24 protein-coding genes are annotated in these 25549 nt (G+C 70.6%); 15 read left to right on the top strand and 9 right to left on the bottom strand.

Going from position 1 to position 25549, the window contains the following annotated elements:
• Window positions 1-109 precede the first annotated feature (109 nt).
• The 6 genes from dapA to AC07RV_RS34455 form a co-directional block, all read right to left on the bottom strand.
• A complete protein-coding gene (dapA, locus tag AC07RV_RS34480) occupies window positions 110-1000 on the bottom strand; it encodes a 4-hydroxy-tetrahydrodipicolinate synthase (RefSeq protein ID WP_082322177.1) in 891 nt (296 codons plus the stop codon).
• A 91-nt stretch (window positions 1001-1091) separates the two neighbouring features.
• The gene (locus AC07RV_RS34475) at window positions 1092-1673 is read right to left on the bottom strand and encodes a class I SAM-dependent methyltransferase (protein WP_296777286.1); all 582 of its coding nucleotides are present in this window, start codon (window positions 1671-1673) and stop codon (window positions 1092-1094) included.
• Window positions 1674-1704: 31 nt separating this feature from the next.
• Window positions 1705-1845: a hypothetical protein gene (locus AC07RV_RS34470; protein ID WP_172705632.1), complete on the bottom strand. Its 141-nt coding sequence runs from the start codon at window positions 1843-1845 to the stop codon at window positions 1705-1707.
• Window positions 1846-1878: 33 nt separating this feature from the next.
• Window positions 1879-3108: an MFS transporter gene (locus AC07RV_RS34465; protein ID WP_296777288.1), complete on the bottom strand. Its 1230-nt coding sequence runs from the start codon at window positions 3106-3108 to the stop codon at window positions 1879-1881.
• Between the two features lie 86 nt (window positions 3109-3194).
• Window positions 3195-4403 (bottom strand): MFS transporter, encoded by a 1209-nt coding sequence (locus AC07RV_RS34460; RefSeq protein WP_296777290.1) that lies wholly within the window; start codon window positions 4401-4403, stop codon window positions 3195-3197.
• Window positions 4396-5583, bottom strand: a complete 1188-nt coding sequence (locus AC07RV_RS34455; RefSeq protein WP_296777291.1) for a serine hydrolase domain-containing protein — start codon at window positions 5581-5583, stop codon at window positions 4396-4398. Before AC07RV_RS34455 ends, AC07RV_RS34460 begins: the two co-directional genes overlap by 8 nt.
• A gap of 89 nt (window positions 5584-5672) precedes the next feature.
• Between AC07RV_RS34455 and AC07RV_RS34450 the strand changes: the two genes are divergently transcribed.
• From AC07RV_RS34450 to AC07RV_RS34425, 6 genes are all read left to right on the top strand, one after another.
• Window positions 5673-6605: a LysR family transcriptional regulator gene (locus tag AC07RV_RS34450; protein ID WP_208513332.1), complete on the top strand. Its 933-nt coding sequence runs from the start codon at window positions 5673-5675 to the stop codon at window positions 6603-6605.
• Between the two features lie 15 nt (window positions 6606-6620).
• Window positions 6621-8615, top strand: a complete 1995-nt coding sequence (locus tag AC07RV_RS34445; RefSeq protein ID WP_296777294.1) for a DNA topoisomerase IV subunit B — start codon at window positions 6621-6623, stop codon at window positions 8613-8615.
• A gap of 11 nt (window positions 8616-8626) precedes the next feature.
• Window positions 8627-9547, top strand: a complete 921-nt coding sequence (locus AC07RV_RS34440) for a lytic transglycosylase domain-containing protein (RefSeq protein WP_296777297.1) — start codon at window positions 8627-8629, stop codon at window positions 9545-9547.
• Between the two features lie 64 nt (window positions 9548-9611).
• Complete coding sequence (locus tag AC07RV_RS34435; RefSeq protein WP_296777299.1) at window positions 9612-10730, top strand: Kelch repeat-containing protein; 1119 nt, start codon at window positions 9612-9614, stop codon at window positions 10728-10730.
• A gap of 47 nt (window positions 10731-10777) precedes the next feature.
• The gene (gene parC, locus AC07RV_RS34430) at window positions 10778-13189 is read left to right on the top strand and encodes a DNA topoisomerase IV subunit A (RefSeq protein WP_296777302.1); all 2412 of its coding nucleotides are present in this window, start codon (window positions 10778-10780) and stop codon (window positions 13187-13189) included.
• The gene (locus tag AC07RV_RS34425; protein WP_296777305.1) at window positions 13189-13377 is read left to right on the top strand and encodes a hypothetical protein; all 189 of its coding nucleotides are present in this window, start codon (window positions 13189-13191) and stop codon (window positions 13375-13377) included. The genes parC and AC07RV_RS34425 overlap by 1 nt, the downstream gene beginning before the upstream one ends.
• Before the next feature lie 14 nt (window positions 13378-13391).
• Here AC07RV_RS34425 and AC07RV_RS34420 read toward each other — a convergent pair whose 3' ends face one another.
• Window positions 13392-14507 (bottom strand): MBL fold metallo-hydrolase, encoded by a 1116-nt coding sequence (locus tag AC07RV_RS34420; RefSeq protein WP_093354686.1) that lies wholly within the window; start codon window positions 14505-14507, stop codon window positions 13392-13394.
• A gap of 152 nt (window positions 14508-14659) precedes the next feature.
• Between AC07RV_RS34420 and AC07RV_RS34415 the strand changes: the two genes are divergently transcribed.
• Complete coding sequence (locus AC07RV_RS34415) at window positions 14660-15196, top strand: cysteine hydrolase family protein (protein ID WP_296777309.1); 537 nt, start codon at window positions 14660-14662, stop codon at window positions 15194-15196.
• A 13-nt stretch (window positions 15197-15209) separates the two neighbouring features.
• Here AC07RV_RS34415 and AC07RV_RS34410 read toward each other — a convergent pair whose 3' ends face one another.
• Window positions 15210-16922 carry a magnesium transporter CorA family protein gene (locus AC07RV_RS34410; protein ID WP_296777450.1) on the bottom strand — a complete coding sequence of 571 codons (1713 nt, stop codon included), beginning with the start codon at window positions 16920-16922 and terminating at the stop codon, window positions 15210-15212.
• 177 nt (window positions 16923-17099) lie between these two features.
• Between AC07RV_RS34410 and AC07RV_RS34405 the strand changes: the two genes are divergently transcribed.
• From AC07RV_RS34405 to AC07RV_RS34370, 8 genes are all read left to right on the top strand, one after another.
• Window positions 17100-17771 carry an amino acid ABC transporter permease gene (locus AC07RV_RS34405; protein WP_057595383.1) on the top strand — a complete coding sequence of 224 codons (672 nt, stop codon included), beginning with the start codon at window positions 17100-17102 and terminating at the stop codon, window positions 17769-17771.
• Window positions 17772-17798: 27 nt separating this feature from the next.
• Window positions 17799-18452: an amino acid ABC transporter permease gene (locus tag AC07RV_RS34400; protein ID WP_209543327.1), complete on the top strand. Its 654-nt coding sequence runs from the start codon at window positions 17799-17801 to the stop codon at window positions 18450-18452.
• Between the two features lie 74 nt (window positions 18453-18526).
• The gene (locus AC07RV_RS34395) at window positions 18527-19324 is read left to right on the top strand and encodes a transporter substrate-binding domain-containing protein (RefSeq protein ID WP_296777319.1); all 798 of its coding nucleotides are present in this window, start codon (window positions 18527-18529) and stop codon (window positions 19322-19324) included.
• A gap of 19 nt (window positions 19325-19343) precedes the next feature.
• A complete protein-coding gene (locus AC07RV_RS34390; RefSeq protein WP_296777322.1) occupies window positions 19344-20096 on the top strand; it encodes an amino acid ABC transporter ATP-binding protein in 753 nt (250 codons plus the stop codon).
• Window positions 20096-20839, top strand: coding sequence for a sugar phosphate isomerase/epimerase family protein (locus AC07RV_RS34385; RefSeq protein WP_296777325.1), 744 nt, complete (start codon window positions 20096-20098; stop codon window positions 20837-20839). Before AC07RV_RS34390 ends, AC07RV_RS34385 begins: the two co-directional genes overlap by 1 nt.
• Window positions 20840-20856: 17 nt before the next feature.
• Window positions 20857-21810 (top strand): sugar kinase, encoded by a 954-nt coding sequence (locus AC07RV_RS34380; RefSeq protein ID WP_296777332.1) that lies wholly within the window; start codon window positions 20857-20859, stop codon window positions 21808-21810.
• A 5-nt stretch (window positions 21811-21815) separates the two neighbouring features.
• Window positions 21816-22823 (top strand): 2-hydroxyacid dehydrogenase, encoded by a 1008-nt coding sequence (locus AC07RV_RS34375; RefSeq protein ID WP_203201815.1) that lies wholly within the window; start codon window positions 21816-21818, stop codon window positions 22821-22823.
• The gene (locus AC07RV_RS34370; RefSeq protein ID WP_208511301.1) at window positions 22820-23854 is read left to right on the top strand and encodes a LacI family DNA-binding transcriptional regulator; all 1035 of its coding nucleotides are present in this window, start codon (window positions 22820-22822) and stop codon (window positions 23852-23854) included. Before AC07RV_RS34375 ends, AC07RV_RS34370 begins: the two co-directional genes overlap by 4 nt.
• Here the strand turns inward: AC07RV_RS34370 and AC07RV_RS34365 are convergent.
• Complete coding sequence (locus tag AC07RV_RS34365; RefSeq protein ID WP_296777347.1) at window positions 23745-25490, bottom strand: GMC family oxidoreductase; 1746 nt, start codon at window positions 25488-25490, stop codon at window positions 23745-23747. The two genes, AC07RV_RS34370 and AC07RV_RS34365, sit on opposite strands and share 110 nt — an antisense overlap.
• Between the last annotated feature and the right edge of the window lie 59 nt (window positions 25491-25549).

The raw sequence follows: 25549 nt of genomic DNA, 5'->3' as shown, positions 1-25549 counted from the left end.
CGCCCGTTCTGAGCTCGGTTCAGGCAAAAGGTTGCTTAACCTCGGACGCGGCAGGGTAAAAGAAGATCGTGGAGGGAATGTGGAGGTGGCGAGGGCGCGGTGGCGCGCATCAGTCCTTGAGCAGCCCGGTCGCGCGCAGCGCGGCCTCGACCGCCGGACGGCTGGCCTCGGAGAGCTCGGTCAGCGGCAGCCGCAGCGCACCGCCGCAGAGGCCGAGGCGGGACATGGCCCACTTGAGCGGAATCGGATTGGGTTCGACGAACAGGTTGCGGTGCAGCGGCATCAGTTCGAACTGGATCTGCATCGCGCGCTTCACGTCGCCCGCGAGCGCGGCCACGCAGAGCTCGTGCATCTTGCGCGGCGCCACGTTGGCCGTGACGCTGATGTTGCCCTTGCCGCCGCACAGCATGAGCGCCACGGCGGTCGGGTCGTCGCCCGAGTAGACGGCGAAGCGCTCGGGCAGGTCGCGGATCAGCCACTGGGCGCGTTCGATGTTGCCGGTGGCTTCCTTGATGCCGATGATGCCGGGCACCTGGGCCAGGCGCAGCACGGTGTCGTGCGCCATATCGGCGACGGTGCGGCCGGGCACGTTGTACAGCACGGTGGGCAGGTCGCCCACGGCTTCGGCGATGGCCTTGAAATGCTGGTACTGGCCCTCTTGCGTGGGCTTGTTGTAGTAGGGGACGACCTGGAGCTGGGAATTGGCGCCCACGCCCTTGGCGAACTTGGCGAGCTCGATCGCTTCCTTGGTCGAGTTGGCGCCGCAGCCGGCCATGACGGGAACGCGGCCCCGGGCCTGTTCGACCGACACGCGGATGATTTCGCAGTGCTCTTCCACGTCGACCGTGGGCGATTCGCCGGTGGTGCCGACGACGCCGAGGCAGTCGGTGCCTTCGTCGATATGCCAGTCGATCAGCCGGCGCAGCGCGGGATAGTCAACGCTGCCGTCGTCGTGCATCGGCGTGGCCAGCGCGACGATGCTGCCTGTGAGTTGCTCCAAGGGGGAATCTCTTTGTCGTGGACGAAAGCACGCATTCTAATAGCGCACCCCCTGCCCGCCACCCGGGCGGCCCCGGGTCCCGAGGGGGTGGTCAGGCGGCCTTCAGCGGATGGCGCGCCGGCAGGTCCGCCGCGGCGGCGGGCGCCCGGACCGCGGCGATGCGCTGCACGAAGCGCGCCGGCTCGCTCAGGAAACCGTCCTCGTAGGCCACCACGCGCAGCCCGTCGCAGGCGGCCAGCAGCTCGCCCGGGCGCAGCAGGAAGTCGGGCCGCGAGGGCTTGCCCACGCTCTCGTTGCCCGCCGCGAAGGTCTCGTAGAGCAGCACGCCGCCGGGCGCCACGGCCGCGACGATGTCGGGCAGCCGCGCCCGCCACAGGTAGTTGGTGACGACCACCGCGCCGAAGCCCTGGCCGGCGAAGGGCCAGGGGCCGTCCTCGATGTCGGCGGTGACGACCGTGCCGAAGGCGGCTGCCGCGGCGGTGGCCTCGGGCGAGCGGTCGACGCCCGTGGCCGGGTGCCCGCGCTGCGCGAACCAGTGCATGTGGCGCCCGGCGCCGCAGGCCACGTCGAGCACGGTGGCGCCCGGCGCGAGCAGGTGGCTCCAGCGCACGATCCATTCCGAGGGCGCAGACAGGCCGTGGACCGGGGAAGGGGGATTGGTTACATCTTTCATGGCGCCTTGCGCCCGCCGGGCGCGCGATCGGTCAGAAGCACGACCAGATCTGGTCGACCAGCATCACCGCGAATTCGGGGTGGGTGTAGAGGCTGAACACGCCCGCCAGCGCCAGCGCCGCGGCGGCGAACCAGCCGGTGCGTGCGAGCCGTTGGCGCGAGAGGGGTGTCATGGCCGCCATTGTGATCCCGGCTCAGCCCGCGTATCAGCCCGCGTGCGCGGCGGGCCGGCCCACCGGGCGCGCGATCGCGCTCTCGCGCACCGGCAGGTTGACCAGCGCCGCGAACACGCCGAGCGCGATCGCGAGATACCAGACCACGTCGTAGCTGCCCGTGGTGTCGTAGAGGTAGCCGCCGAGCCAGACGCCGAGGAAGGAGCCGACCTGGTGGCTCAGGAACACGAAGCCGCTGAGCATCGAGAGGTGGGCCACGCCGAAGATGCCCGCCACGATCGCGTTGGTGGCCGGCACGGTCGAGAGCCAGAGGAAGCCCATCGCGGCCGAGAACAGGTAGACGCTCAGCGGCGAGGTCGGCACCACGAGGAACAGCGCGATGGACACCGCCCGCGCGAAGTAGATCGCGGCCAGGATCTTGCGCTTGGCGAGCTTCTGGCCCAGCAGCCCCACCGTGTAGGTGCCGAACACGTTGAACAGGCCGATCAGCGCCAGCGCATAGCCGGCCACGTCGGCCGGCAGGCTCTTGTCGCGCAGGTAGGTCGGCATGTGGATGCCGATGAACGCGAGCTGGAAGCCGCAGACGAAATAGCCGGCCATCAGCAGGCCGAAGCTCGGATAGCGGAAGGCCTCGCCCACGGCCTGCAGCACCGACTGCTCGCGCTGCGCGGCCGCCGCTTCGCGCCGCGGCTCGCGCAGGCCGAAGGCCAGCGGCACGATCACCAGCACCAGCACGGCGACCACCGCCAGCGCGGTCTGCCAGCCGAACTGGCCGATCAGCCGGCCCTCGACCGGCGCCATCAGGAACTGGCCGAAGGAGCCGGCCGCGGCCGCCACGCCCATCGCCCACGAGCGCCGCTCGGCCGGAATCTGCCGCCCGATCACGCCGTAGATCACCGCGTAGGTGGTACCGGCCTGGGCCGCGCCGATCAGCAGGCCCGCGCTCAAGGTGAACAGCAGCGGCGTCGGCGAATGCGCCATGCCCAGCAGGCCCAGCGCATAGAACACCGCGCCGCCGATCAGCACCCGGAACGCGCCGAAGCGGTCGGCCAGCATGCCCGCGAACACCCCGAAGATGCCCCACGAGAGGTTCTGTATCGCCAGCGCGAATGAGAAGGTCTGCCGGCTCCAGTCCTGCGCCTGCGTGATCGGCTGCAGCCAGAGCCCGAAGCCATGGCGGATGCCCATCGAGAGCGTGACGATCATGGCGCCGCAGAACAGCACCTGCCTGATCGAGAGGGTGGGAGTGGAAGGCGATTGCATGCGGCGACTGTAGCCAAGAGCCGGCTTTGCCATGCGCGCCGCCGGCGACAGCCATTGATGATTTATCGGCGGCGTTTCAATGCGTTTCAGGCATCAAAGCCAGCCGGTGCGATGGCCCGCGCTCCTGGAAAGCCATGGGCGCAGGCGCGCCAGGCCAGCCACAGCGCCGGCACCAGCAGCACGAGCAGCGACCACGGCAGCGCGCCGGCGCCGCGGCCCTGCAGCAGCAGGCCGCCGATCAGCCCACCGCCCGCGATGGCGCTGTTCCAGGCCGTGACCACCATCGACTGCGCCACGTCGGCGGCCTCGCCGGCCGCCTGCGCCGAAGCGGTCTGGAACAGGGTCGCGGCGCCCCCGAAGCTCAGGCCCCAGACGGCGACGGCGAGGAACACCGCCGGCGCGGAGTCCGTGGCCACGCCCAGCAGCAGCGCCGCCCCGCCGAAGGCCGCGGTGCTCGCCAGCACCAGCTCGCGCAGCCAGCGGTCGATCAGCACGCCGGTGAGCCAGATGCCCGCCAGCGAGGCGGCGCCGAAGGTCAGCAGCACCAGGTCGACCCGTTCGCCGAGCCCCGCATAGGCGAGAAAGGGCGCGATGTAGGTGTAGAGGATGTTGTGCGCCAGCACGAAGGCCAGCATCACCGCGAGCACGGGGCGCACGCCCGGCAGCACGAACACCTGCCGCACGCGCTGCCGGCGGCCGGCCGCCTGGCCGGGGAAGTCGGGCACGCGCCAGCGCACCCAGGCCAGCAGCAGCACGGACAGCAGCGACATGCACAGGAAGGCCGCGCGCCAGCCCACGCTGTGGCCCAGCAGCGTGCCGGCCGGAATGCCCAGCGACAGCGCCAGCGGCGCGCCGAGCATCGCCACCGCGGTCGCGCGGCCGCGCAGCGCGGGCGCCACCATGCGGCCCGCATGGCCGGCGACCAGCGCCCACAGCAGGCCCGCGAACACGCCGGCGAAGAAGCGCGCGACCAGCGTCAGCGCGTAATCGTGCGACAGCGCGGTCACCGTGTTGACGATCGCGAAGCCGCCGATGGCCAGCATCAGCAGCGGCCGCCGCCGCCAGCCCTGGGTCAGGGCGACCAGCGGGATCGCCGCCACCAGCGAGCCGATCGCATAGACCGTGACCCACTGGCCGACCAGCGCGGGCGCGATGTCCAGGCTGGCGCCGATCTGCGGCAGCAGGCCGGCCGGCATGGCCTCGGTCAGTATCGTGACGAAGCCGGCGGCGGCCAGCGCCAGCAGGCCGGACAGGGGCAGCCGGTCCTCGGGCGAAGGGGTGGTGCGCTCAGCCATGGATGGCGTCCCGCAGGTCGTTCACGAAGCCGCCCGACATGCCTTCGTAGAGCGTGTTCGTGAAGGCCACCACGCTGAGGCCGCGGGCGCGGTCCACGAACCACGAGTGCCCGTAGGCGCCGCCCCAGCGCCAGGTGCCGACGGATTCGGGCGAGGCCGCCGCCACCGGATCGTGCAGCACCGAGAAGCCGAGCCCGAAGCCGTAGCCCGGCGCGTCGGCCGGGCCCCAGGCGCCGGTGTGGTTGCGGCCCATCTCGTCGACCGAGGCGCGCGGCAGCAGCGGCGCGCCGCCCTCGCGCAGGGTCTCGAGCAGCCGCAGGAAGTCGTGCGCGCTGCCGACCATGCCCGCGCCGCCCGAGGGGAAGGCATCGGGGTCGAAGGCGCGCGCGGGATCGAAGCGGATGCCGATGGCGCCGTCGAACGGCGTCGCGACGATCGGGCCGTCCATGCGCCGCGGTGCCGCGCCGGGAACGTTGACGTAGGGCACGGCGAGCCGGGCTTCGTCCGGCGCGACGCCGAAGCCGGTGTCGCGCAGGGCCAGCGGAGCGGTCACGAGCCGGCGCACCGCGTCGGCCAGCGGCTGGCCGCTCGCGGCCTCGATCACGCCGCCGAGCACGTCGATCGCCAGCGAATAGAACCAGCCCGTGCCCGGCGCATGGAGCAGCGGCACCCGTGCAATGCGCCGCAGGTTCTCGGCCAGGTCGATGCCGCTGCGGTCCATGCCGTCGGACACGCCGGCCTGCGCGTAGGGACCGTCGTCGCTGGCCTCGAAGAAGCGGTAGCCGAGCCCGGCGGTGTGGGTGAGCAGCTGGCGCAGCGCGATGACCGGCTCGCTGCCGTCGGGCAGGCGCGGGCGGAAGTCCGGCAGCCAGCGCGTGACCGCGTCGTCGAGCGCGAGCCGGCCCTGCGCCGCGAGCACCATCGCGGCCGTCGAGACGATGGGCTTCGACACCGAGGCCAGCCGAAACAGCGCGTCCTCGCGCATCGGGCGGCCGGCCTCGCGGTCCGCCAGGCCGGCTGCGCGGCGGTGCACGAGGCGCCCGTCGTGGGCCACCAGCACCACCGCGCCGACCAGCCGCTGCTCGGCCAATGCGCGATCGATGGCCGCGTCGATGCGCGCCGGGTCGGGGCCGCGCCAGTTGGCGGCGGAAGAGGAAGGTTTTTCGTGGGCGAATGACATGGCGCCAACGATAGGAACAAGCCGACTGCGGAAAAAGGGGGATAGAGTTCCGCTCAGTGAGGACGTCGGTGTCCGTAATGGAGCCTCTCATGGACAGCCTCAGCGGCTTTTCCGTTTTCGTCCAGGTCGCCGAAACCCGCAGCTTCGTCGCCGCCGGGCGTGCCCTCGGCGTGTCCGCCTCGGCCGTGGGCAAGCGCGTGGCGCGGCTGGAGGAGCGCCTGGGCGTGCAGCTGTTCCACCGCAGCACGCGCAGCATCACGCTCACGGCCGAGGGCACGCTGTTCCTCGCGCGCAGCCGGCGCGTGCTGGCCGAGATCGAGGCCGCGGAGCAGGAGCTCTCCCACTCGGCGCTCGCGCCGCGCGGCAAGCTGCGCGTCAGCCTGCCGTTGATCAGCTCGCTGGTGCTGCCGGTGCTGGCCGGCTTCATGCGCGAGCATCCGGCCATCGAGCTCGACCTGGATTTCAGCGACCGGCTGGTCGACGTGGTCGAGGAGGGCTTCGACGCCGTGGTGCGCACCGGCGAGCTGGCCGATTCGCGGCTCTCGGTGCGCCGGCTGGGCGCGTTCTCGCAACTGCTCGTGGCCTCGCCCGACTACCTCGAGCGCCACGGCACGCCGGCCTCGATCGCCGAACTCGCCGCGCACGCCTGCCTGCACTACCGCTTTCCCGCCACGGGCAAGGTGGAGGTCTGGCCGCTCGTGCCGCTGCCCGACGGCAGCGAGTTCAAGCCGCCGGTCGCCATGATCTGCAACACCATGGAGGCCCGCCTGTGCTTCGCCGAGCGCGGCCGCGGCATCGCCTGCCTGCCCGACTTCAGCGTGCGCGAGGCCCTGGCCGCCGGGCGGCTGCGCAGCGTGCTGCCCGAAGCCGTGCGGCCCCACACCATCGGCCTGGGCGTGCTGTGGCCGTCGGGGCGCCATCCCGCGCCCAAGCTGCGGGCCTTCATCGACCACCTGAGTGCCCACCTGTTCACGCCGCCGCCGGCTTCCTGTACGGGCATCCAGTTGTTTGGCGGCGACTGACTACAATCCGCCCCCATGGCGACTCCCCCCAAGACTCCAACCAGTTCCTCCGACGCCTCCGGCTACTCCGAAGGCTCGATCCGCGTGCTCAAGGGCCTCGAGCCCGTCAAGCAGCGCCCGGGCATGTACACCCGCACGGACAACCCGCTGCACATCATCCAGGAAGTGCTCGACAACGCGGCCGATGAAGCGCTCGCGGGCCACGGCAAGAAGATCAAGGTCACGCTGCACGCCGACGGCTCGGTCAGCATCGAGGACGACGGCCGCGGCATCCCGTTCGGCCTGCATCCCGAAGAGAAGGCGCCCGTGATCGAGCTGGTCTACACCCGGCTGCACGCGGGCGGCAAGTTCGACAAGGGCTCGGGCGGCGCCTACAGCTTCTCGGGCGGCCTGCACGGCGTGGGCGTGTCGGTGACCAATGCGCTGTCGAAGCGGCTCGAGGTGGCGACGCACCGCGAGGGCTCGGTGGCCAGGCTGGCCTTCAGCGGCGGCGACGTGATCGAGGCGCTCGAGGTCCGCAAGCTCGAGGCCGGCGAGCGCAAGCAGGGCACCACGGTGCGCGCCTGGCCCGACGCCAAGTACTTCGAGACCGTCGCGCTGCCGATGGGCGAGATCACCCACCTGCTGCGCAGCAAGGCGGTGCTGATGCCCGGCGTGAGCGTCACGCTGGTCAACGAGAAGACCAAGGAAACGCAGCAGTGGCTCTACAAGGGCGGCCTCAGCGACTACCTGATGCAGACGCTCAACGGCGATCCGGTGATCCCGCTGTTCGAAGGCAGCGGCCATGCCGACAAGAACGCCGACAACTTCGCCGAGGGCGAGGGCGCCGACTGGTGCGTGGCCTTCACCGAAGACGGCCAGCCGGTGCGCGAGAGCTACGTCAACCTGATTCCCACCAGCGCCGGCGGCACGCACGAGAGCGGCCTGCGCGACGGCCTGTTCACGGCGGTCAAAGGCTTCATCGAGCTGCACTCGCTGCTGCCCAAGGGCGTGAAGCTGCTGCCCGAGGACGTGTTCGCGCGCGCTTCCTATGTGCTGAGCGCCAAGGTGCTCGATCCGCAGTTCCAGGGCCAGATCAAGGAGCGGCTGAACTCGCGCGACGCGGTGCGGCTGGTGTCGAGCTTCGTGCGCCCGGCGCTCGAGCTGTGGCTCAACCAGCACGTCGACTACGGCCGCAAGCTCGCCGAACTGGCGATCAAGGCCGCCCAGACGCGCCAGCGCGCGGGCCAGAAGGTCGAGAAGCGCAAGGGCTCGGGCGTGGCCGTGCTGCCCGGCAAGCTGACCGACTGCGAGAGCAAGGACATCAGCCACAACGAGGTCTTTCTGGTCGAGGGCGACTCGGCCGGCGGCAGCGCCAAGATGGGCCGCGACAAGGAAAGCCAGGCCATCCTGCCGCTGCGCGGCAAGGTGCTCAACACCTGGGAGGTCGAGCGCGACCGGCTGTTCGCCAACACCGAAATCCACGACATCTCGGTGGCCGTGGGCGTCGATCCGCACGGCCCCGACGACACGCCCGACCTCAGCGGCCTGCGCTACGGCAAGATCTGCATCCTTTCCGATGCCGATGTGGACGGCTCGCACATCCAGGTGCTGCTGCTCACGCTGTTCTTCCGCCACTTCCCGAAGCTGATCGAAACCGGCCACGTGTATGTCGCGAAGCCGCCATTGTTCCGGGTCGACGCGCCCGCGCGCGGCAAGAAGCCGGCCTCCAAGGTCTATGCGCTCGACGAGGGCGAACTGACCGCCACGCTCGACAAGCTGCGCAAGGACGGCGTGCGCGAAGGCGCCTGGAGCATCAGCCGCTTCAAGGGCCTGGGCGAAATGAGCGCGGAACAATTGTGGGAAACCACGCTCAATCCGGACACCCGGCGCCTGATGCAGGTCCAATTGGGCCGTTTCGACTTCAGCGCCACCCAGGGCGAGATCACCAAGCTCATGGGCAAGGGCGAAGCGGCGGCGCGGCGCGAACTGATGGAACTGCGCGCCGACGACGTCGACATCGATGTTTGATTCCACCCCGCATGTCTCTCCTCAAGCCTTCGTTGCTCCTGGCCTTTCTGCTGCTCGCGCTGCAGGGGCCGGCGCGCGCCGCTGACGTCTACGGCTACATCGACGCCAACGGCGTGGCGCACTTCGCGGCCGAGAAGATCGACGAGCGCTACCAGGTGTTCTTCCGCGACGGCCAGAGCTTCGACACCACGCAGGGCATCTCGCCGCTCGGCCGTCTGGGCCGCGGCGACCGCAAGCTCGACGGCAAGTTCGATGGCAAGGTGTCGCCGGCCTCGCAGACGCTGCTGGCCATGTTCGAGGCCTCGCCGAGCTACAAGATCGCCAAGAGCGCGCTGCGCGATGCCTCGAACAAGCATGCGATCGACTACGAGCTGCTGCAGGCGCTGATCGCCACCGAGTCGGGCTTCGACGCGCAGGCCGTCTCGCCCAAGGGCGCGCGCGGGCTGATGCAGCTGATGCCCGGCACCGCGCAGCGCTACGGCGTGGCGGGCGACCAGCGCGCGAGCCTCGAGAAGAAGCTGTTCGACCCGCGCATCAACATCGCCGCCGGCTCGCACTACCTGCGCGACCTGATCGCGATGTTCCCGGGCCAGATCGAGCTGGCGCTGGCGGCCTACAACGCGGGCGAGGGCGCGGTGCAGCGCGCGGGCAACAAGATCCCGAACTACAAGGAAACGCAGAACTACGTGCAGACGGTGCTGCAGCTCTATGCCTACCTCAAGCCCTCGGTGGCCCGGGGCGGCAGCCTGCGCGGCGGCAAGACGCCGGGGCGCATCCGCATGGAGATGACGGTGCCCGCCGGCGGCGCAATCGGCCGCGGCAACATGCCCTCGGATTCGCCGCGCAGCCTGCCGGCGATGCCCGCCGTGCCAGAGTCGGCCGCGCCGCCCGCGGCCGATGCCGGCGAGCGATCCGCCGCGCCGCTCTCGTGAGCACGGCGTCCCGCGAGCGAGCGCCTTCGCCCGCCCCGACCATCCCAAGAACGAGGAGACCGCGATGCAACGCCGAGATTTCGTCCTGGCCGGCGCCGCCGCGCTGAGCGGTGCCGCGCGCGCCCAGCATCCGGCCTCGCACGCCGCGCCGCAGCCCGTGCCGTCCTCGGCCGAGCCTTATGCACGGCTGCAGGGCGGCGTGCCGCACCACATGACGCCCGAGCAGGAGTCGCAGCGCGTCACCGACAGTCCCGCGCCGCGCGGCCCGCAGGGGCGCTGGGCGGCGCGCGCGGCGCTGCCGCTCCCGCGCAGCGAGATGGCCTGGGCCACGGCCGCGCAGGGCCGCATGCACGTGGTCGGCGGCTACGGCGAGGGCGCGGTCAACCGCGACTACCACCACATCTACGACCCGCAGGCCGACCGCTGGCTCGACGGCGCGCCACTGCCGCGCGGCGCCAACCACGTCGCCGTGGCGGCCGATGGCGGCCGGGTCTACGCGCTCGGCGGCTTCGTCGAGCAGAACCGGCGCTCCGACACGAATGCCTACGTCTACGAGATCGCGGCCAACCGCTGGACCGCCATCGCGCCGCTGCCGCGTCCGCGCGGCGCGGCCGCCGCCGTCGTGCTCGACGGGCAGCTGCACCTGATCGGCGGCGCCTCCGAGCCCGCGGCCGAGCGCGCCAGTGTGGGCTGGCACGAGGTCTACGACCCCAAGGCCGACCGCTGGAGCGCGCGCAAGCCGCTGCCCGGCGCGCGCGACCACGTGGGCTGCGTGGCGCACGGCGGCCTGATCCACGTGGTGGGCGGGCGCTTCAACACCTTCGAATACAACACCGACCTGCACCACGTCTACCTTCCCGCGCGCGACACCTGGGAGCCGCGTTCGCCGCTGCCCACCGCGCGCTCGGGTCATGGCCTGGTGGTCTACCGCGACCGCTTCTTCGCCATGGGCGGCGAGGGCGGTTTCCTCGTCGGCGGCGTGCCGCGCCAGGCCAAGGTCTTCGGCCAGATGGAAAGCTACGATCCGGTGGCCGACAGCTGGCAGCGCCATGCGCCCATGACCACGCCGCGCCACGCGGTCGGCGCCGCCGTCATCGGCGACTGGATCTACGTGGCCGGCGGCGGTGCCGTGCTCGGCGGCTCGGTGCAGTCGGCGGTGCACGAGGCCTTCACGCTGGGCTGAACGCCTTCGCCGCCACTCCTTTTTTTCGTTTTCTCACCCGCTCTTTCATGGACTCCCAACCCCCGCTCGATCTCCTGCCTCCCGGCGACGACAACAACGACGGCGGCGACGGCACCTCGCTCACGCTCGCCGACTATGCCCAGACCGCCTACCTCGAATACGCGCTGAGCGTGGTCAAGGGCCGCGCGCTGCCCGACGTGTCGGACGGCCAGAAGCCGGTGCAGCGGCGCATCCTCTATTCGATGTCGCGCATGGGCCTGGGCTTCGGCGGCACCAACGGCACCGTGGGCGCCAAGCCCGTGAAGAGCGCGCGCGTGGTCGGCGACGTGCTCGGCCGCTTCCATCCGCACAGCGACCAGGCCGCCTACGACGCGCTGGTGCGCATGGCGCAGGACTTCTCGCAGCGCTATCCGCTGGTCGACGGCCAGGGCAACTTCGGCAGCCGCGACGGCGACGGTGCCGCGGCCATGCGCTACACCGAGGCGCGCCTCGCGCGCATCACCAGCCTGCTGCTCGACGAGATCGACGAAGGCACGGTCGACTTCATCCCCAACTACGACGGCAGCACCGAGGAGCCGCGCCTCCTGCCCGCGCGGCTGCCGTTCACGCTGCTCAACGGCGCCAGCGGCATCGCGGTCGGCCTGGCCACCGAGATCCCGAGCCACAACCTGCGCGAGATCGCCGACGCCTGCGTGGCGCTGATCAAGTCGAACGGCAAGCTCAGCGAGGAAGAGCTGTTCGCCATCGTGCCCGGCCCCGACTATCCGGGCGGCGCGCAGATCATCAGCAGCGCGGGCGACATCGCCGATGCCTACCGCAGCGGCCGCGGCTCGCTCAAGGTGCGCGCGCGCTGGAAGATCGAGGACCTCGCGCGTGGCCAGTGGCAGCTGGTGGTCAACGAGCTGCCGCCGGGCGTGAGCACGCAGAAGGTGCTCGAGGAGATCGAGGAGATCACCAACCCCAAGGTCAAGGCCGGCAAGAAGGCACTGAGCACCGAGCAGACCCAGGTCAAGGCCGCGATGCTCTCGGTGCTCGACGTGGTGCGCGACGAGTCGAGCAAGGACGCCGCCGTGCGCCTGGTGTTCGAGCCCAAGACCTCGCGCATCAGCCAGGAGGAGTTCATCACCACCTTGCTGGCGCAGACCTCGCTCGAGACCTCGTCGTCGATCAACCTCACGATGGTGGGCATCGACGGCAAGCCGACGCAGAAGTCGCTGCGGCAGATGCTCAACGAGTGGATCGCGTTCCGCGAGATCACGGTCGAGAAGCGCACGCGCTTCCGCCTCAACAAGGTGATGGACCGCATCCACATCCTCGAAGGCCGGCAGCTCGTGCTGCTCAACGTCGACGAGGTGATCGCGATCATCCGTGCGGCCGAAGATCCGAAGGCCGCGCTGATCGAGCGCTTCAAGCTCAGCGAGATCCAGGCCGAGGACATCCTCGAAATCCGCTTGCGCCAATTGGCGCGGCTCGAGGCCATCAAGATCCAGCAGCAGCTCGACGAGCATCGCACCGAGCAGAAGAAGCTCGAGGACATCCTCGCCAACCCTGCCACGCTGCGCCGCCTGCTCGTCAAGGAGATCGAGGCCGATGCCAAGACCTTCGAAGACCCGCGCCGCACGCTGATCCAGGCCGAGAAGCGCGCCGTGGCCGAGGTCAAGGTGGTCGACGAGCCGGTCACCGTGATCGTCTCGCAGAAGGGCTGGGTGCGCGCGCAGAAGGGCTGGGCCAGCGAGAAGGCCGCGGGCAACGGCGCCGCGGCGCCCGAGTACAGCTTCAAGTCGGGCGACTCGCTCTACGGCGCCTTCGAATGCCGCAGCGTCGACACGCTGCTGGTGTTCGGCAGCGCCAAGGACAAGAGCGTGCGCGTCTACACCGTGCCCGTGGCCTCGCTGCCGGGCGCGCGCGGCGACGGCCAGCCGGTCACCACGCTGATCGAGCTCGATGCGGGCACGCATGTCACGCACTACTTCGCGGGCCCGGTCGCGGCCAGCCTGCTGCTGGCCAACTCGGGCGGCTACGGCTTCATCGCCACGGTCGAGAACATGATGTCGCGCCAGCGCGGCGGCAAGGCCTTCATCGACGTGGGCGAGGGCGAGCAGCTGTGCCGGCCCTCGCTGGTGGGCGGTGCCGGCGGCGCCGAGCCGATGCCCATGGCCACGCACGTGGCCTGCGCCTCCACGGGCGGGCGCATCCTGACCTTCGAGATCGCCGAGCTCAAGAGCCTGCCCAAGGGCGGCCGCGGCCTCACGCTGATCGACCTCGAGCCTAAGGACACCCTCGCGGGTGCCGCGGCCTACACGCGCAGCGTGAAGATCGAGGGCATCGGCCGCGGCGGCAAGGAGCGCGACGAGACGCTCGAGATCCGCACCCTCAACAACGCGCGCGGCGCCCGCGCGCGCAAGGGCAAGGCGGCCGACCTGGGCTTCAAGCCGACCAGCATCGTGCGGGTGCTCTGATGGGCGGCCTCGACATCAGCACCATCGGCTTCGTCATCGCGATCGTGACCGGCATCGGGAGCTTTCTCGTGGGCCGGCACTTCCGCGGCAAGCGCGCCGAGAAGAAGCGCGCGAAGGAGCGCGTGGCGGCGCAGGCGCTCGAGACGCGCCAGCAGCGCCGCGCGCGCGAGCGGCGCGAGCGCGGCTAGCCGCTCGCTGCCCGTTACTTCAGGCCTTCCCACCAGCGCACGTTGGTGCGCGCCTGGCCCACCGTCAGCACCTCGCCGATCACCGGCGTGGCCAGCTCGATCTTGCGCTCCTGCGTGAGCTTCGCGATGCGGTCCAGCGGGTCGTGCCAGCTGTGGAAAGCGAGGTCGAAGGTGCTGTTGTGCACCGAGTACAGCACCTTGCCGCGCAGGTCCTCGAAGGCCTGCACGCTCTGCTCGGGCGTCATGTGGACCGCGGGCCAGTAGGCGTCGTAGGCGCCGTTCTCCATCAGCGCGAGGTCGAAGCCGCCGAAGCGCTCGCCGATCTGCTTGAAGCCCGGGAAGTAGCCCGAGTCGCCGCTGTAGAAGATGCGCTGCTCGCCGCTTTGCACCACCCACGAGGCCCACAGCGTGCGGCCGCGGTCGGTCAGCGAGCGGCCCGAGAAATGCTGCGCCGGCGTGGCCGTGAGCTTCACGCCGTCGTGCTCGCCGCCCTGCCACCAGTCGAGCTCGCTGATGCGCTCGGGCGGCACGCCCATCGCGACCAGCCGCGCCTTCACGCCCAGCGGCACGAAGTAGTGCTGCACCCGCTTCGCGAGGTACTCGATGGTGTAGACGTCGAGGTGGTCGTAGTGGTCGTGCGAGAGGATCAGGCCCTCGATCGGCGGCAGGTCCTGCAGCGCGATCGGCGGCTGGTGGAAGCGCTTGGGCCCCGCGAACGAGAACGGCGACACGCGCTCGCCGAACACCGGGTCGATCAGCCAGTACTTGCCGCGCAGCTTGAGCAGGTGCGAGGAATGGCCCAGGCGCACCACGTGGTTGGCCTGCGCATCGAGCGCGGCCAGCGCCGCCGGCGTCAGCGGCTTCACGGGGATCGCATCGGTGGGCACCGAATCGGTCTTGGTCTCGAAGAAGAAGCGGGTCCAGATCTTCCACGTGCTCTGGTTGGGCAGCACGTCGGGGTTGTCCATGTTCTCGAAGGTGCAGCCCTTGAACTGCGGCGAGGCGTCGTAGCGGACCTCGCAGCCGCTGTTGCTGCTGCAGCCGGCCAGCAGCGCGCAGGCGGCCGCGAAGGCGGCGGTGGCGCGCCTGCGCAGGCGCTGCGAAAGGGAAGGAGCGTTGGGGTCGGTCATGGCAGGTGTTGTGTGGTTCTGCGGGCGGCGCGAGCTTAGCGGCAGGTGCGCGGGCAATGGTTTCAACGTCAGAAACATTCGCCGGGCAGGGGCATTGGCGCGTCCTGTGCGATCCTTCGGCCCTGCCGTCCCGCGCACCAGAAAGGGTTCCCATGACACTCGCCGTCCTCGTCATCGACATGCAGCGCGGCCTCGTCGACGACGCCCCGCGTCCGCACGAAGCCGCCGCGGTGATCGAGCGCATCAACGCGCTCACCGCCCGCGCCCGCGCGGCGGGCGTGCCGGTGGCCTTCATCCAGCACGAGAACGAGGTCGACCTGGTGTTCGACTCCGAGCGCTGGCAGCTCGCCGGCGCGCTGAACACGGACACGCGCGACGCGCGGCTGCGCAAGACCACGCCCGATTCCTTCCTGCGCACGCCGCTCGACGCCTGGCTTTCGGAACGCGGCGTGAAGCGCGTGGTGGTCTGCGGCTATTCGTCGGAGTTCTGCGTCGACACCACGGTGCGCCGCGCGGCCGGGCTGGGCTACGAGGTGACGCTCGCGGCCGATGCCCACACCTCGCACGACAAGCCGCATGCCACGGGCGCACGGATCCGCGCCCACCACAACGCCACGCTCGCGGACATCACGAGCTTCGGCGTGCCGATCCGCGCGGTCGACAGCGCGCAGGTGTCGTTCGGCGGTTGAGGTCGGCGGGTCTTCAGTCGGCCCCGGGCTTCCACACCCGCACCAGCGCCCCGAGCTTCTCCCGGAAGCTCATGCGGTCGTTCGACAGCACGTCGATGAAGTCCGACAGCCGCTGCGACTTGACCATGGTGTAGACGGTGAGCCAGGTCGTGAACACGAGCACCACACCGAACCAGACCGCCTTGCGCCACAGCGGCGCCTCGGCCTCGGCCAGCAGGTTCATGCCGAGGAAGCCGGTGGTGATGGTGCCGATCAGGCCGAACAGGGTCACGACGGTGAGCCGCACCACGGTGTTGGCCTGGCGCCGCAGGCTGTCGGCGTCGAGGTAGGTGTTCATGTCGGCGATGCGTTCCTTGACCTCGTCGTAGAGCGGATCGAGCCCGAGGTGGGTGGCGCACAGGTGCGACAGCGCGCGCACCTGCGCCTGTTCCGAGATCTCGTGGAACCAGTAGCGGTGCGTGAAGCGCAGGAAGCGCTCGAAGCTGGCGCGGATGGCGCGCTTGAAGCGCTTCACGCTCGGCGTGCTGCGGATGTCCAGCCGCTTGAGCGCCTCCACCAGCTGGTCCGAGAACATCAGCAGCGAGGCCTTCTGGAAGTGCGCGATCAGGAACAGCAGGAAGTGCTGGTGGCGGAACTGCGCGAGCACGCCGCGGTCGCGGCAGCAGAAGAACTCGGAGCGCGCGTCGCCCACCACGATCAGCGCATGGCCGTTGCACAGGTAGCGCGTGTTGGGGGCGGCGCCGGCGTCGACCCAGAAGCGGTCGTAGCAGTAGCGGCTCTCGAAGTCGGCCAGGTGATGGTCGGCATAGGGCAGGTGGTCCTGGCGTCCCGCGAGCGCCGCCTCGGCCTCGCCCGCGCCCGTGACCAGGCCGAGGCGGACGAAGTCGTTGCGCGTGAGCCGCTTCGGATCGTCGAGCGACAGGTAGGCCATCACCGGCATGCGGTAGTACTCGATCTGCCGGTAGCGCAGCGCGCCCTTGTCCTCCGAATGGTCGCTCACCAGCGGCTGCATCAGGTAGGCCCAGTGGGCCGCGATGCGCGGCGCGCGGTGCTGCGCCACGTGCGAGATGAAGGCCTCGCTGTGCTGCGCGTCGGAGCTGGCGAGCACGCGGCCGTCGGCCGCCAGCCATTCGACGCTGGCCATGCAGTGCAGCGCGCCGCCCTCGGCATCCCAGCCCGCGGGATAGGCGCGGCCGAAGCGGTAGAGCAGCTCCTGCGCCTGCGCCAGGCTCAGGTCGTTCACGCCGACCTCGAGGTTCAGCAGCACCACGTCGACGTCGAAGAAGAAGTAGAGGTCGCAGTGCACCACCTCGAGCGTGATCGGTGCCTCGCCGGCGCGCGTGACCACGCGCACCGCGGCGATGTCGTGGCGGCGGAAGATGCGCATCGGCGAATCGCCGTCGCTGCCGGATTCGGGTCCGCCGGCCTGCGCGCGCGAGCGTCCCTCGCCGTAGAGGAAGCGCTGCACGTAGGGCAGGAAGCTCACGAACTCGTTGTAGTGGCGCTGGTGGAAGCGGCTGCTGTCGCCCGTGTATTCGTCGATCTCCTCGCGCCAGGGCGAGGCCTCGCCCATCTCGCGCAGCAGGTGCCAAGGCGCCTGGTGCGCGGACTTGGCATCGCGCACCGGCATCAGCCGCACGGGCCACAGCAGGGCCTGGCGCAGGTGCTTCACGGCGGGGGCATGGGCGGAGGTCTCGGCGAGCGTGGCGCCGGGGTCTTCGGCCATGTCGTCCAGCTGCGCGGTCGTGGGGTCGGCCAGGGGTGTGAGCATCGCGGAAGTGTAGGCAGCGGCCCCCCGCAAAGACCGACTAGGGTAATCCCTCGGTCATCGTGAAACCGGTTTCATATAAGCTGCAAGCATTGCTTTTCCACTGTGCGCGTACACCCGCGCCGCAGCCGGACCATGAACTACCAGTTTCAATTCGACGCCGTCTTCGCCGCCTGGCCGCTGCTGCTCAAGGGCACGTGGATCACCGTCCAGCTGTCGCTGGTCGCCACCGTGCTCGGGCTGGTGGTGGCCATCTTCTGCGCCTGGGGCAAGACCTCGGGGCCGGGCTGGCTGCGCTTCGTGATCAACGCCTACATCGAGGTGATCCGCAACACGCCGTTCCTGGTGCAGCTGTTCTTCTTCTTCTTCGCGCTGCCGGCCATCGGGCTGCGCTGGTCGCCGCAGACGGCCGCGCTGGTGGCGATGGTGGTGAACCTCGGCGCCTACGCCACCGAGATCATCCGCGCCGGCATCGAATCCATTCCCAAGGGCCAGATCGAGGCGGGCCGCGCGCTCAACCTCAAGTCCTGGGAGATCTTCCGCTTCATCATCATCAAGCCCGCGCTCAAGGCCATCTATCCCGCGCTCACCAGCCAGTTCATCCTGCTGATGCTGAGCTCGGCGGTGGTCTCGGTGATCTCGGCCGACGACCTGACCTCGGTGGCCGCCAACCTGCAGTCGCAGACCTTCCGCAGCTTCGAGATCTACATCGTGGTCGCGGCCATCTACCTCGCGCTGGCGCTCGCCTTCTCGGCGATGTTCAAGCTGATCTACAAGCGCACGCTCAACTACCCGGACCGCCGGTAAGCGTCGACCGACGGAGACCACCACACCATGCGCACCTTCGGCTTTCCCGAATTCCTGTTCATCCTCGAAGCGGCCCAATGGACGCTCGCGCTGTCGGCCATCGCCTTCGTGGGCGGCGCGATCCTGGGGCTCGCGATCGCGCTCATGCGCACGTCCGAATCGGCGTGGGCACGCGGCGTCTCGACCACCTTCATCCAGATCTTTCAGGGCACGCCGCTGCTGCTGCAGCTGTTCCTGGTGTTCTTCGGCGCGCCGGTGCTGGGGCTGGACATCAACCCCTGGGTCGCCGCGGGCGTGGCGCTGGTGCTCAACAGCGCGGCCTTCCTCGGCGAGATCTGGCGCGGCTGCATCGAGGCCATTCCGCGCGGCCAGTGGGAGGCGGCGCAGGCGCTGAGCCTGAGCTACAGCGCGCGCATGCGCGACGTGGTGCTGCCGCAGGCCTTCAGGATCGCGCTCGCGCCCACCGTGGGCTACCTGGTGCAGATCATCAAGGGCACCTCGCTCGCGGCCATCATCGGCTTCGTCGAGGTCACGCGCGCCGGCCAGATCGTCAACAACGCCACCTTCCAGCCGCTCATCGTGTTCTCGGTGGTGGCCGCCATCTACTTCGTCATCTGCTGGCCGCTGTCGCTGCTGGCCGCGCGCATGGAACGCAAGCGCGCACGCGCGCTGGCCCGCTGATTTCCCCGTTCGCCATCTTCCCCGTCGCTTTCGTTTTTTCCGTCGCTTCCTTTCTTTTTCAGGAGACACATCCCATGACCCGCATCACCACCCGCCGCGCAGCGATCGCAGCCCTCGGCCTCGGCGCCGCCCTCACCGTGTTCGCCCCCTTCGCCTCGGCGCAGAGCGTGGCCGACATCAAGAAGAAGGGCGAGATCACCATCGGCATGCTGGTCGACTTCCCGCCCTACGGCACCACCGACGCGAAGAACCAGCCCGACGGCTACGACGCCGACGTGGCCAAGCTCTTGGCCAAGGACTGGGGCGTGAAGGCCAACATCGTGCCGGTGACCGGCCCGAACCGCATTCCGTTCCTGCTGACCAACAAGGTCGACCTGCTGGTCGCCTCGCTGGCCATCACGCCCGAGCGCGCGAAGCAGGTGCAGTTCTCGCAGCCCTACGCGGCCGCCACCATCGTGCTGTACGGCGCGTCCAAGACTCCGATCAAGGCCGCCGCCGACCTCAAGGGCCTGCGCGTGGGCGTGGCCCGTGCGTCGACCCAGGACGTGGCCGTGACCAAGGCCGCGCCCGAAGGCACCGAGATCCGCCGCTTCGACGACGACGCCTCGGCCATGCAGGCGCTGATCTCGGGCCAGGTCGACGCCATCGGCTGCTCGGTGACCGTGGCCGCCCAGATCGCCAAGCGCGTGCCCGCCGGCACCTACGAAAACAAGTTCACGCTGGTCCAGCAGTCGATGGGCATCGCGATGCGCCCGGGCCAGGACGAGCTGACCAAGGCCGTCAACGACTTCGTGGCGAAGAACACCGCCAACGGCGAGCTCAACAAGCTCTACCAGAAGTGGCTGCAGGCCGACCTGCCGAAGATGCAGTAAGCCGGGAGCGGAACACCCCATGACCGACCCCATCATCCGCATGGAAGCCGTCAACAAGTGGTACGGCGACTTCCAGGTGCTGACCGGCATCGACCTCAGCGTGCGCGCGGGCGAGCGCATCGTGATCTGCGGGCCCTCGGGCTCGGGCAAGTCGACGCTGATCCGCTGCATCAACCGGCTCGAGACGGTGCAGAAGGGCCGCATCGAGGTCGACGGCATCGATCTCACGGCCGGCGGCAAGAACGTCGACGCGGTGCGGGCCGAGGTCGGCATGGTGTTCCAGCAGTTCAACCTGTTCCCGCACCTCACGATCCTGCAGAACTGCACGCTGGCGCCGATGCGCTCGCGCGGCATGACGCAGGCGCAGGCAGAGGAGGTGGCGATGAAGTACCTCACGCGCGTGCGCATTCCCGAGCAGGCCCACAAGTACCCGAGCCAGCTCTCGGGCGGCCAGCAGCAGCGCGTGGCGATCGCGCGCGCGCTGTGCATGACGCCCAAGATCATGCTGTTCGACGAGCCCACCTCCGCGCTCGACCCCGAGATGGTGAAGGAAGTGCTCGACACCATGATCGGCCTGGCCGAGGACGGCATGACCATGCTGTGCGTGACGCACGAGATGGGCTTCGCGCGCAGCGTGGCCGACCGCGTGATCTTCATGGCCGAGGGCAAGATCGTGGAGCAGGCACCGCCCGAGGAATTCTTCGGCAATCCCCAGAACGAGAAGACCCGGCAGTTCCTGGGCCAGATCCTCAGCTCGCACCAGGCCCACTGATGTCCTTCGAGGTCCTGATCTCCCTGTCCTCCTTCGGCGCGGCCGAGGTGGGACGCCATGGCCAGCTCTGGTGCTCGCAGCTGTCGAAGCGCGCGGGCGCCGATTCGGTGGAGGTGCGCGGTGAGATGCTGCGCGACGCCGAGGCCGAACTGCCGGCGCTCAACGGCCTGGCCTCGGTCTATTCCAGTCCCGAGGGCCTGTGGGCCCAGGGCGGCTGGCTCGACAGCGCCGCGCTCAAGCGCGGCATCGCGGCCGCCACGCGCGTGGGCGCGAAGCGGCTGAAGATGTCGATCGGCGACTTCCAGCCGTCCTCGCACGGCTCGCTCTGGGGCCTGAAGGTCGAGCTGGCCGAGACCCGCGTCGAGCTCGTGATCGAGAACGACCAGAGCGTGCGCGCCGGCACCGTGCCCGCGCTGCAGGCCTTCTTCGAAGCCGCCGACCGCGCGGGCGTGTCGCTGGGCATGACCTTCGACATGGGCAACTGGCACTGGGTCGGCGAATGCCCGCTGCAGGCCGCGCAGGCGCTCGGCCCGCGCGTGCGCTACGTGCACTGCAAGGGCGCGCAGCGCCTGCCGCACAAGTGGGTGGCGGTGCCGCTGGGCGACTCCGTGGCACCCTGGCGCGCCGTGCTGCGCGCGCTGCCGGCCGACGTGCCGCATGCCATCGAATACCCGCTCGTGGGCGACGAACTCGAGGCCGTCGTCCGCACGCAGATCGACTTCATCCGCGCCGCGCGCGCGTAGCGAAACCACTCACACCGATGACAGAACCCACCGCCTTCGACGTCGCCCTGTTCGGCGAGGCCATGCTGCTGCTCGTGGCCGACCGGCCGGGGCCGATCGAGGATGCGCAGTCCTTCCACAAGCGCACCGCCGGCGCCGAGACCAACGTGGCCATCGGCCTGTCGCGCCTGGGCCTGAAGGTGGGCTGGGCCAGCCGGCTCGGCACCGACTCGATGGGCCGCGCGCTGCTCAACGCGATGCGCGCCGAGGGCATCGACTGCTCGCACGTGATCGCCGACGCCACCCAGCGCACCGGCTTCCAGTTCAAGGGCCGCGTCACCGACGGCAGCGACCCGCCGATCGAATACCACCGCAAGGGCTCGGCCGCGAGCCACATGGGCCCGGCCGACATCGACGAGCCCTGGCTGCGTTCGGCGCGCCACCTGCACGCCACCGGCGTGTTCGCGGCCATCTCCGAAACCAGCCTGCAGGCCGCGCTGCGTTCGATGGACGTGATGCGCGCCGCGGGCCGCACCATCTCCTTCGACACCAACCTGCGCCCGACGCTGTGGTCCTCGAAGGAGACCATGCGCCACTGGATCAACGAGCTGGCCGTGCGCGCCGACTGGGTGCTGCCCGGCATCGAGGAGGGCCTGCTGCTCACCGGCCACGACAGGCCCGAGGACGTGGCGCGCTTCTACCGCGAGCGCGGCGCGAAGTTGGTGGTGGTCAAGCTCGGCGCCGAGGGCGCCTACTACGACAGCGACGTGGCCGGCACCGGCCGCGTCGCGGGCTTCCCGGTGAAGGAAGTGATCGACACCGTGGGCGCGGGCGACGGCTTCGCGGCCGGCGTGATCAGCGCGCTGCTCGAGGGCCGCAACGTGCCCGAGGCGGTGCGCCGCGGCGCCTGGATCGGCGCGCGCGCGGTGCAGGTGCTCGGCGACACCGAGGGCCTGCCGACGCGGGCCGAACTCGAAGCGGCGGGGCTGTGAACGCCATGGCTTCCTCTTCGTCTCCCTCTTCCTCCACCCGCAAGAACGTTGTCGTCTTCCGCGGCTTGCCCGAGGACCAGCTGGCACGCCTGCAGGCCGCGCACGAGGTCGTCGTGGCCGATGCGCGCCAGTCGCCCGAGGCCTTCGCGGCCGCGCTGCCGGCGGCGCAGGGCCTGATCGGCTCGAGCGTCAACTTCAATGCCTCGATGCTCGACGCGGCGCCTCGGCTCGAGGTGATCTCGAGCGTCTCGGTCGGTGTCGACAACTACCCGCTGACCGAGCTGCGCCGCCGCAACATCGTGCTGTGCCACACGCCCGACGTGCTGACCGAGACCGTGGCCGACACGATGTTCGCGATCCTCATGGCCACGCAGCGCCGCGTGGTCGAGCTCTCGACCCTGGTGCGCGAGGGCCGCTGGACGAAGAACATCGGCGAGGACCTGTTCGGCACCGACGTGCACGGCAAGACGCTCGGCATCCTCGGCTTCGGCCGCATCGGCCAGGCAGTGGCGCGCCGCGCCGCCCTGGGCTTCGGCATGCCGGTGCTCTACCACGCGCGCCGCGCGGTCGACCTGGCCGCGCAGGCGCCCGAGCTGCAGGGCCGCGCCACGCACACGCCGCTCGACGAGCTGCTCGCGCGCGCCGACATCGTGCTCGCGATGCTGCCGCTGACCGAGGCCACGCGCGGCATGGCCGACGCCGCCTTCTTCGCGCGCATGAAGCCCGGCGCCGCCTTCATCAACGGCGGCCGCGGCGCGACCGTGGATGAGCAGGCGCTGCTCGACGCGCTCGACAAGGGCACGCTGCGCGCGGCCGGCCTCGACGTGTTCGCCAAGGAACCGCTGCCCGCCGACTCGCCGCTGCGCACCCATCCGCGCGTGACGCCGCTGCCGCACATCGGCTCGGCCACGCACGAGACCCGGCATGCGATGGCCGAGCTCGCGACCACCAACCTGCTGCAGGTGCTGGCCGGAGAGACGCCGACCGCGCCCTACGACACGGCCAGCGCATGAAACCGACGGGCCGCGCCACCATCGCCGACGTGGCGCAGGCCGCGGGCGTCTCCAAGGCCACGGTCTCGCGCTTCCTCAACCACCGCGAGCGGCTGCTGAGCCCCGACATCGCGGCGCGCGTCGAGGCCGCGATCGCCCAGCTCGCCTATTCGCCGAGCCCGATGGCGCAGGCGCTGAGCCACGGCCGCTCGCGCCTCATCGGCCTGATCGTGGCCGACATCACCAACCCCTATTCGGTGGCGGTGCTGCGCGGCGCCGAGAAGGCCTGCCAGGACGCCGGCTACCTCGTGATGCTGTTCAACCTCGGCAACGAGAGCGAACGCGAGCGCGAGGCCATCGACGCGCTCGCGGGCTACCAGGTCGACGGCTTCATCCTCAACACCCTGGGCCGCGGCAGCGGCGTGTTCGACGCGGTCGCGCTGCACGGCAAGCCCGCGGTGCTGGTCGACCGGCGCCACGCGGGCATGCACACCGACTTCGTCTCGCTCGACAACGAGGCCGCGATGAAGGCCACCTGCGACCACCTGGTCGAGGGCGGCTTTCGCGAGTTGCTCTACGTGACCGAGCCGCTCGCGGGCGTGAGCTCGCGGCGCGAGCGGACCGCGGCCTTCGGCGCCTGCGTGACCGCGAACGGGCCGCGCATGGCGGGCGAGGTGTTCGAGAGCGTGGAGGGCGAACAGCAGGCGCTCGACGATGCCCTGGCGGCGCTGCGCAAGCGCGCCAAGCGCGGCCGGCGCGCCGCCGTGGTGGCGGGCAATGCGGTCGTCACGCTGCGCGTGGCGCAGGCGATGGCGCGGCTGGGCTGGCAGTTCGGCGCCGACCTCGGCTTCGTCGGCTTCGACGATCCCGAATGGGCCTCGCTGATCGGCCCGGGCTTGAGCACCGTGGCTCAGCCCACCGACGACATCGGCCGCGCCGCCGCTAGCTGCCTGATCGACCGGCTGCGGGGGCTCGAAAGCCCGCCGCGGCAGTTGCTGCTGCCGGGGCAGTTGCAGGTGCGGGGCTCGTCGAAGGCGCCTGTCCCCGCGTAGCCGGATCGGCCTCGGCCGCGAAGCGCGCAGGCCCGCGCATCCAGTCGGCCGCGCGCTCGGCGATCATCACCGTGGGCGCGTTGGTGTTGCCGCCGATCAAGGTCGGCATCACCGAGGCATCGACCACGCGCAGGCCCTCGATGCCGCGCACGCGCAGCCGTGGATCGACCACCGCCCCCGCGTCGTTGGGCGCGCCCATGCGGCAGGTGCCGACCGGGTGGTAGATGGTGTCGGCGCGCGCGCGGATCTGGCGCACCAGGTCCTCGTCGCTGCGCGCATCGGCCGTGTAGAGCTCGCGCTGGCGGTACTTCGCGAGCGGCGCCGCCTCCATGATCCCGCGCGTCTTCTTCACGCCCTGCAGCAGCAGCGCGAGGTCCTCGGGGTCGGACAGGAAGCGCGGATCGATGCGCGGGGCCGAGGCCGGGTTGGCATCGGCCAGCCGCACCTCGCCGCGGCTCTTCGGCCGCAGCACGCAGACATGGCACGAGAAGCCGTAGCCCGCATGCAGCTTGCGCGCATGGTCGTCGGTGATGGCGATCACGAAGTGCAGCTGCAGGTCGGGCCGGCGCAGCTCGGGCGAGGACTTGACGAAGGCGCCGCCCTCGGCGAAGGGCGTGGCGATCAGGCCGGTGCCGGTCCTGCGCCACAGCAGCGCCTGGCGCAGCAGGGTCCAGCTCGCGCCGAGGCCGATGCCGAACAGGTCGCGGTGCTTCGAGCGGTAGGCGAGGATGAAGTCGAGGTGGTCCTGCAGGTTGCGCCCCACGCCGGGCAGCGCCTGCTGCACCGCGATGCCGTGCTGCTGCAGCTGCGCGGGATCGCCGATGCCCGAGAGCATCAGCAGCTGCGGCGAATGGAAGGCGCCGCCGCACAGCGCCACCTCGCGCCGCGCATGGATGCGCTCGACGTTGCCGCCGCGGCGCACCTCCACGCCCACGGCGCGGCCATGCTCGATCACCACGCGCAGCGCCTGCGTGTGCGTGAGCACCGCGAGGTTGGGGCGCGTCATCGCCGGATGCAGGTAGGCGGCCGCGGCCGAGCAGCGCTCGCCGTTCCTCGCGCCGCCATGGAACTGCGTGACCTGGTAGAGGCCCGCGCCTTCCTGCTCGATGCCGTTGAAGTCGTCGTTGAAGGGCACGCCGGACTGCACCGCGGCGCGCACGAAGTCCTCGCTGATGGCGCGCGGCGTCTGCTGGTCGGCCACCTGCAGCGGGCCGTCGGCGCCGTGCAGCGGGCTCGCGCCGCGCTGGTTGCCCTCGGCGCGGCGGAACCAGGGCAGCACGTCGCCGAAGGACCAGCCGCTGCAGCCGGTGCGCTCCCAGTCGTCGTAGTCCTCGCGGTGGCCGCGCACGTAGAGCATGGCGTTGATCGCGCTCGAGCCGCCGAGGCAGCGCCCGCGCGGCTGGTAGCCGCGGCGGCCGTCCAGGCCCGGCTGCGGCTCGGTGCGCAGCGCGTAGTTGTTGATCGGCGGGCGGCCCGGCAGCATCGCCACCGTGGCGGCCGGCGCGCGCACCAGGATGCCGCGGCCGTCGCCGCCGGCCTCGATCAGGCACACGCGCACGCGCGCGTCCTCGCTGAGCCGCGCGGCGAGCGTGGCGCCCCCGGAGCCGCCACCGACGATCACGTAGTCGAACTCCATCGCCCCGCGTCCTTTCCTGCTTCTTCTTCGATTGCGCCGATGCCGGCCCGTGGACTGTA

It is taken from the genome of Variovorax sp. GW821-FHT09B01 (genome assembly GCF_059418345.1).
The sequence above is the reverse complement of the archived record's forward strand: the minus strand, read 5'-3'. Positions and strand labels throughout refer to the sequence as shown.

Excerpts from the sequence above, each read along its gene's own strand:
- AC07RV_RS34475 (WP_296777286.1), bottom strand. The coding sequence starts at position 1,673 with ATGAAAGATGTAACCAATCCCCCTTCCCCGGTCCACGGCCTGTCTGCG.
- AC07RV_RS34470 (WP_172705632.1), bottom strand. The coding sequence starts at position 1,845 with ATGACACCCCTCTCGCGCCAACGGCTCGCACGCACCGGCTGGTTCGCC.
- AC07RV_RS34465 (WP_296777288.1), bottom strand. The coding sequence starts at position 3,108 with ATGCAATCGCCTTCCACTCCCACCCTCTCGATCAGGCAGGTGCTGTTC.
- AC07RV_RS34460 (WP_296777290.1), bottom strand. The coding sequence starts at position 4,403 with ATGGCTGAGCGCACCACCCCTTCGCCCGAGGACCGGCTGCCCCTGTCC.
- AC07RV_RS34455 (WP_296777291.1), bottom strand. The coding sequence starts at position 5,583 with ATGTCATTCGCCCACGAAAAACCTTCCTCTTCCGCCGCCAACTGGCGC.
- AC07RV_RS34450 (WP_208513332.1), top strand. The coding sequence starts at position 5,673 with ATGGACAGCCTCAGCGGCTTTTCCGTTTTCGTCCAGGTCGCCGAAACC.
- AC07RV_RS34445 (WP_296777294.1), top strand. The coding sequence starts at position 6,621 with ATGGCGACTCCCCCCAAGACTCCAACCAGTTCCTCCGACGCCTCCGGC.
- AC07RV_RS34440 (WP_296777297.1), top strand. The coding sequence starts at position 8,627 with ATGTCTCTCCTCAAGCCTTCGTTGCTCCTGGCCTTTCTGCTGCTCGCG.
- AC07RV_RS34435 (WP_296777299.1), top strand. The coding sequence starts at position 9,612 with ATGCAACGCCGAGATTTCGTCCTGGCCGGCGCCGCCGCGCTGAGCGGT.
- parC (WP_296777302.1), top strand. The coding sequence starts at position 10,778 with ATGGACTCCCAACCCCCGCTCGATCTCCTGCCTCCCGGCGACGACAAC.
- AC07RV_RS34425 (WP_296777305.1), top strand. The coding sequence starts at position 13,189 with ATGGGCGGCCTCGACATCAGCACCATCGGCTTCGTCATCGCGATCGTG.
- AC07RV_RS34420 (WP_093354686.1), bottom strand. The coding sequence starts at position 14,507 with ATGACCGACCCCAACGCTCCTTCCCTTTCGCAGCGCCTGCGCAGGCGC.
- AC07RV_RS34415 (WP_296777309.1), top strand. The coding sequence starts at position 14,660 with ATGACACTCGCCGTCCTCGTCATCGACATGCAGCGCGGCCTCGTCGAC.
- AC07RV_RS34410 (WP_296777450.1), bottom strand. The coding sequence starts at position 16,922 with ATGGCCGAAGACCCCGGCGCCACGCTCGCCGAGACCTCCGCCCATGCC.
- AC07RV_RS34405 (WP_057595383.1), top strand. The coding sequence starts at position 17,100 with ATGAACTACCAGTTTCAATTCGACGCCGTCTTCGCCGCCTGGCCGCTG.
- AC07RV_RS34400 (WP_209543327.1), top strand. The coding sequence starts at position 17,799 with ATGCGCACCTTCGGCTTTCCCGAATTCCTGTTCATCCTCGAAGCGGCC.
- AC07RV_RS34395 (WP_296777319.1), top strand. The coding sequence starts at position 18,527 with ATGACCCGCATCACCACCCGCCGCGCAGCGATCGCAGCCCTCGGCCTC.
- AC07RV_RS34390 (WP_296777322.1), top strand. The coding sequence starts at position 19,344 with ATGACCGACCCCATCATCCGCATGGAAGCCGTCAACAAGTGGTACGGC.
- AC07RV_RS34385 (WP_296777325.1), top strand. The coding sequence starts at position 20,096 with ATGTCCTTCGAGGTCCTGATCTCCCTGTCCTCCTTCGGCGCGGCCGAG.
- AC07RV_RS34380 (WP_296777332.1), top strand. The coding sequence starts at position 20,857 with ATGACAGAACCCACCGCCTTCGACGTCGCCCTGTTCGGCGAGGCCATG.
- AC07RV_RS34375 (WP_203201815.1), top strand. The coding sequence starts at position 21,816 with ATGGCTTCCTCTTCGTCTCCCTCTTCCTCCACCCGCAAGAACGTTGTC.
- AC07RV_RS34370 (WP_208511301.1), top strand. The coding sequence starts at position 22,820 with ATGAAACCGACGGGCCGCGCCACCATCGCCGACGTGGCGCAGGCCGCG.
- AC07RV_RS34365 (WP_296777347.1), bottom strand. The coding sequence starts at position 25,490 with ATGGAGTTCGACTACGTGATCGTCGGTGGCGGCTCCGGGGGCGCCACG.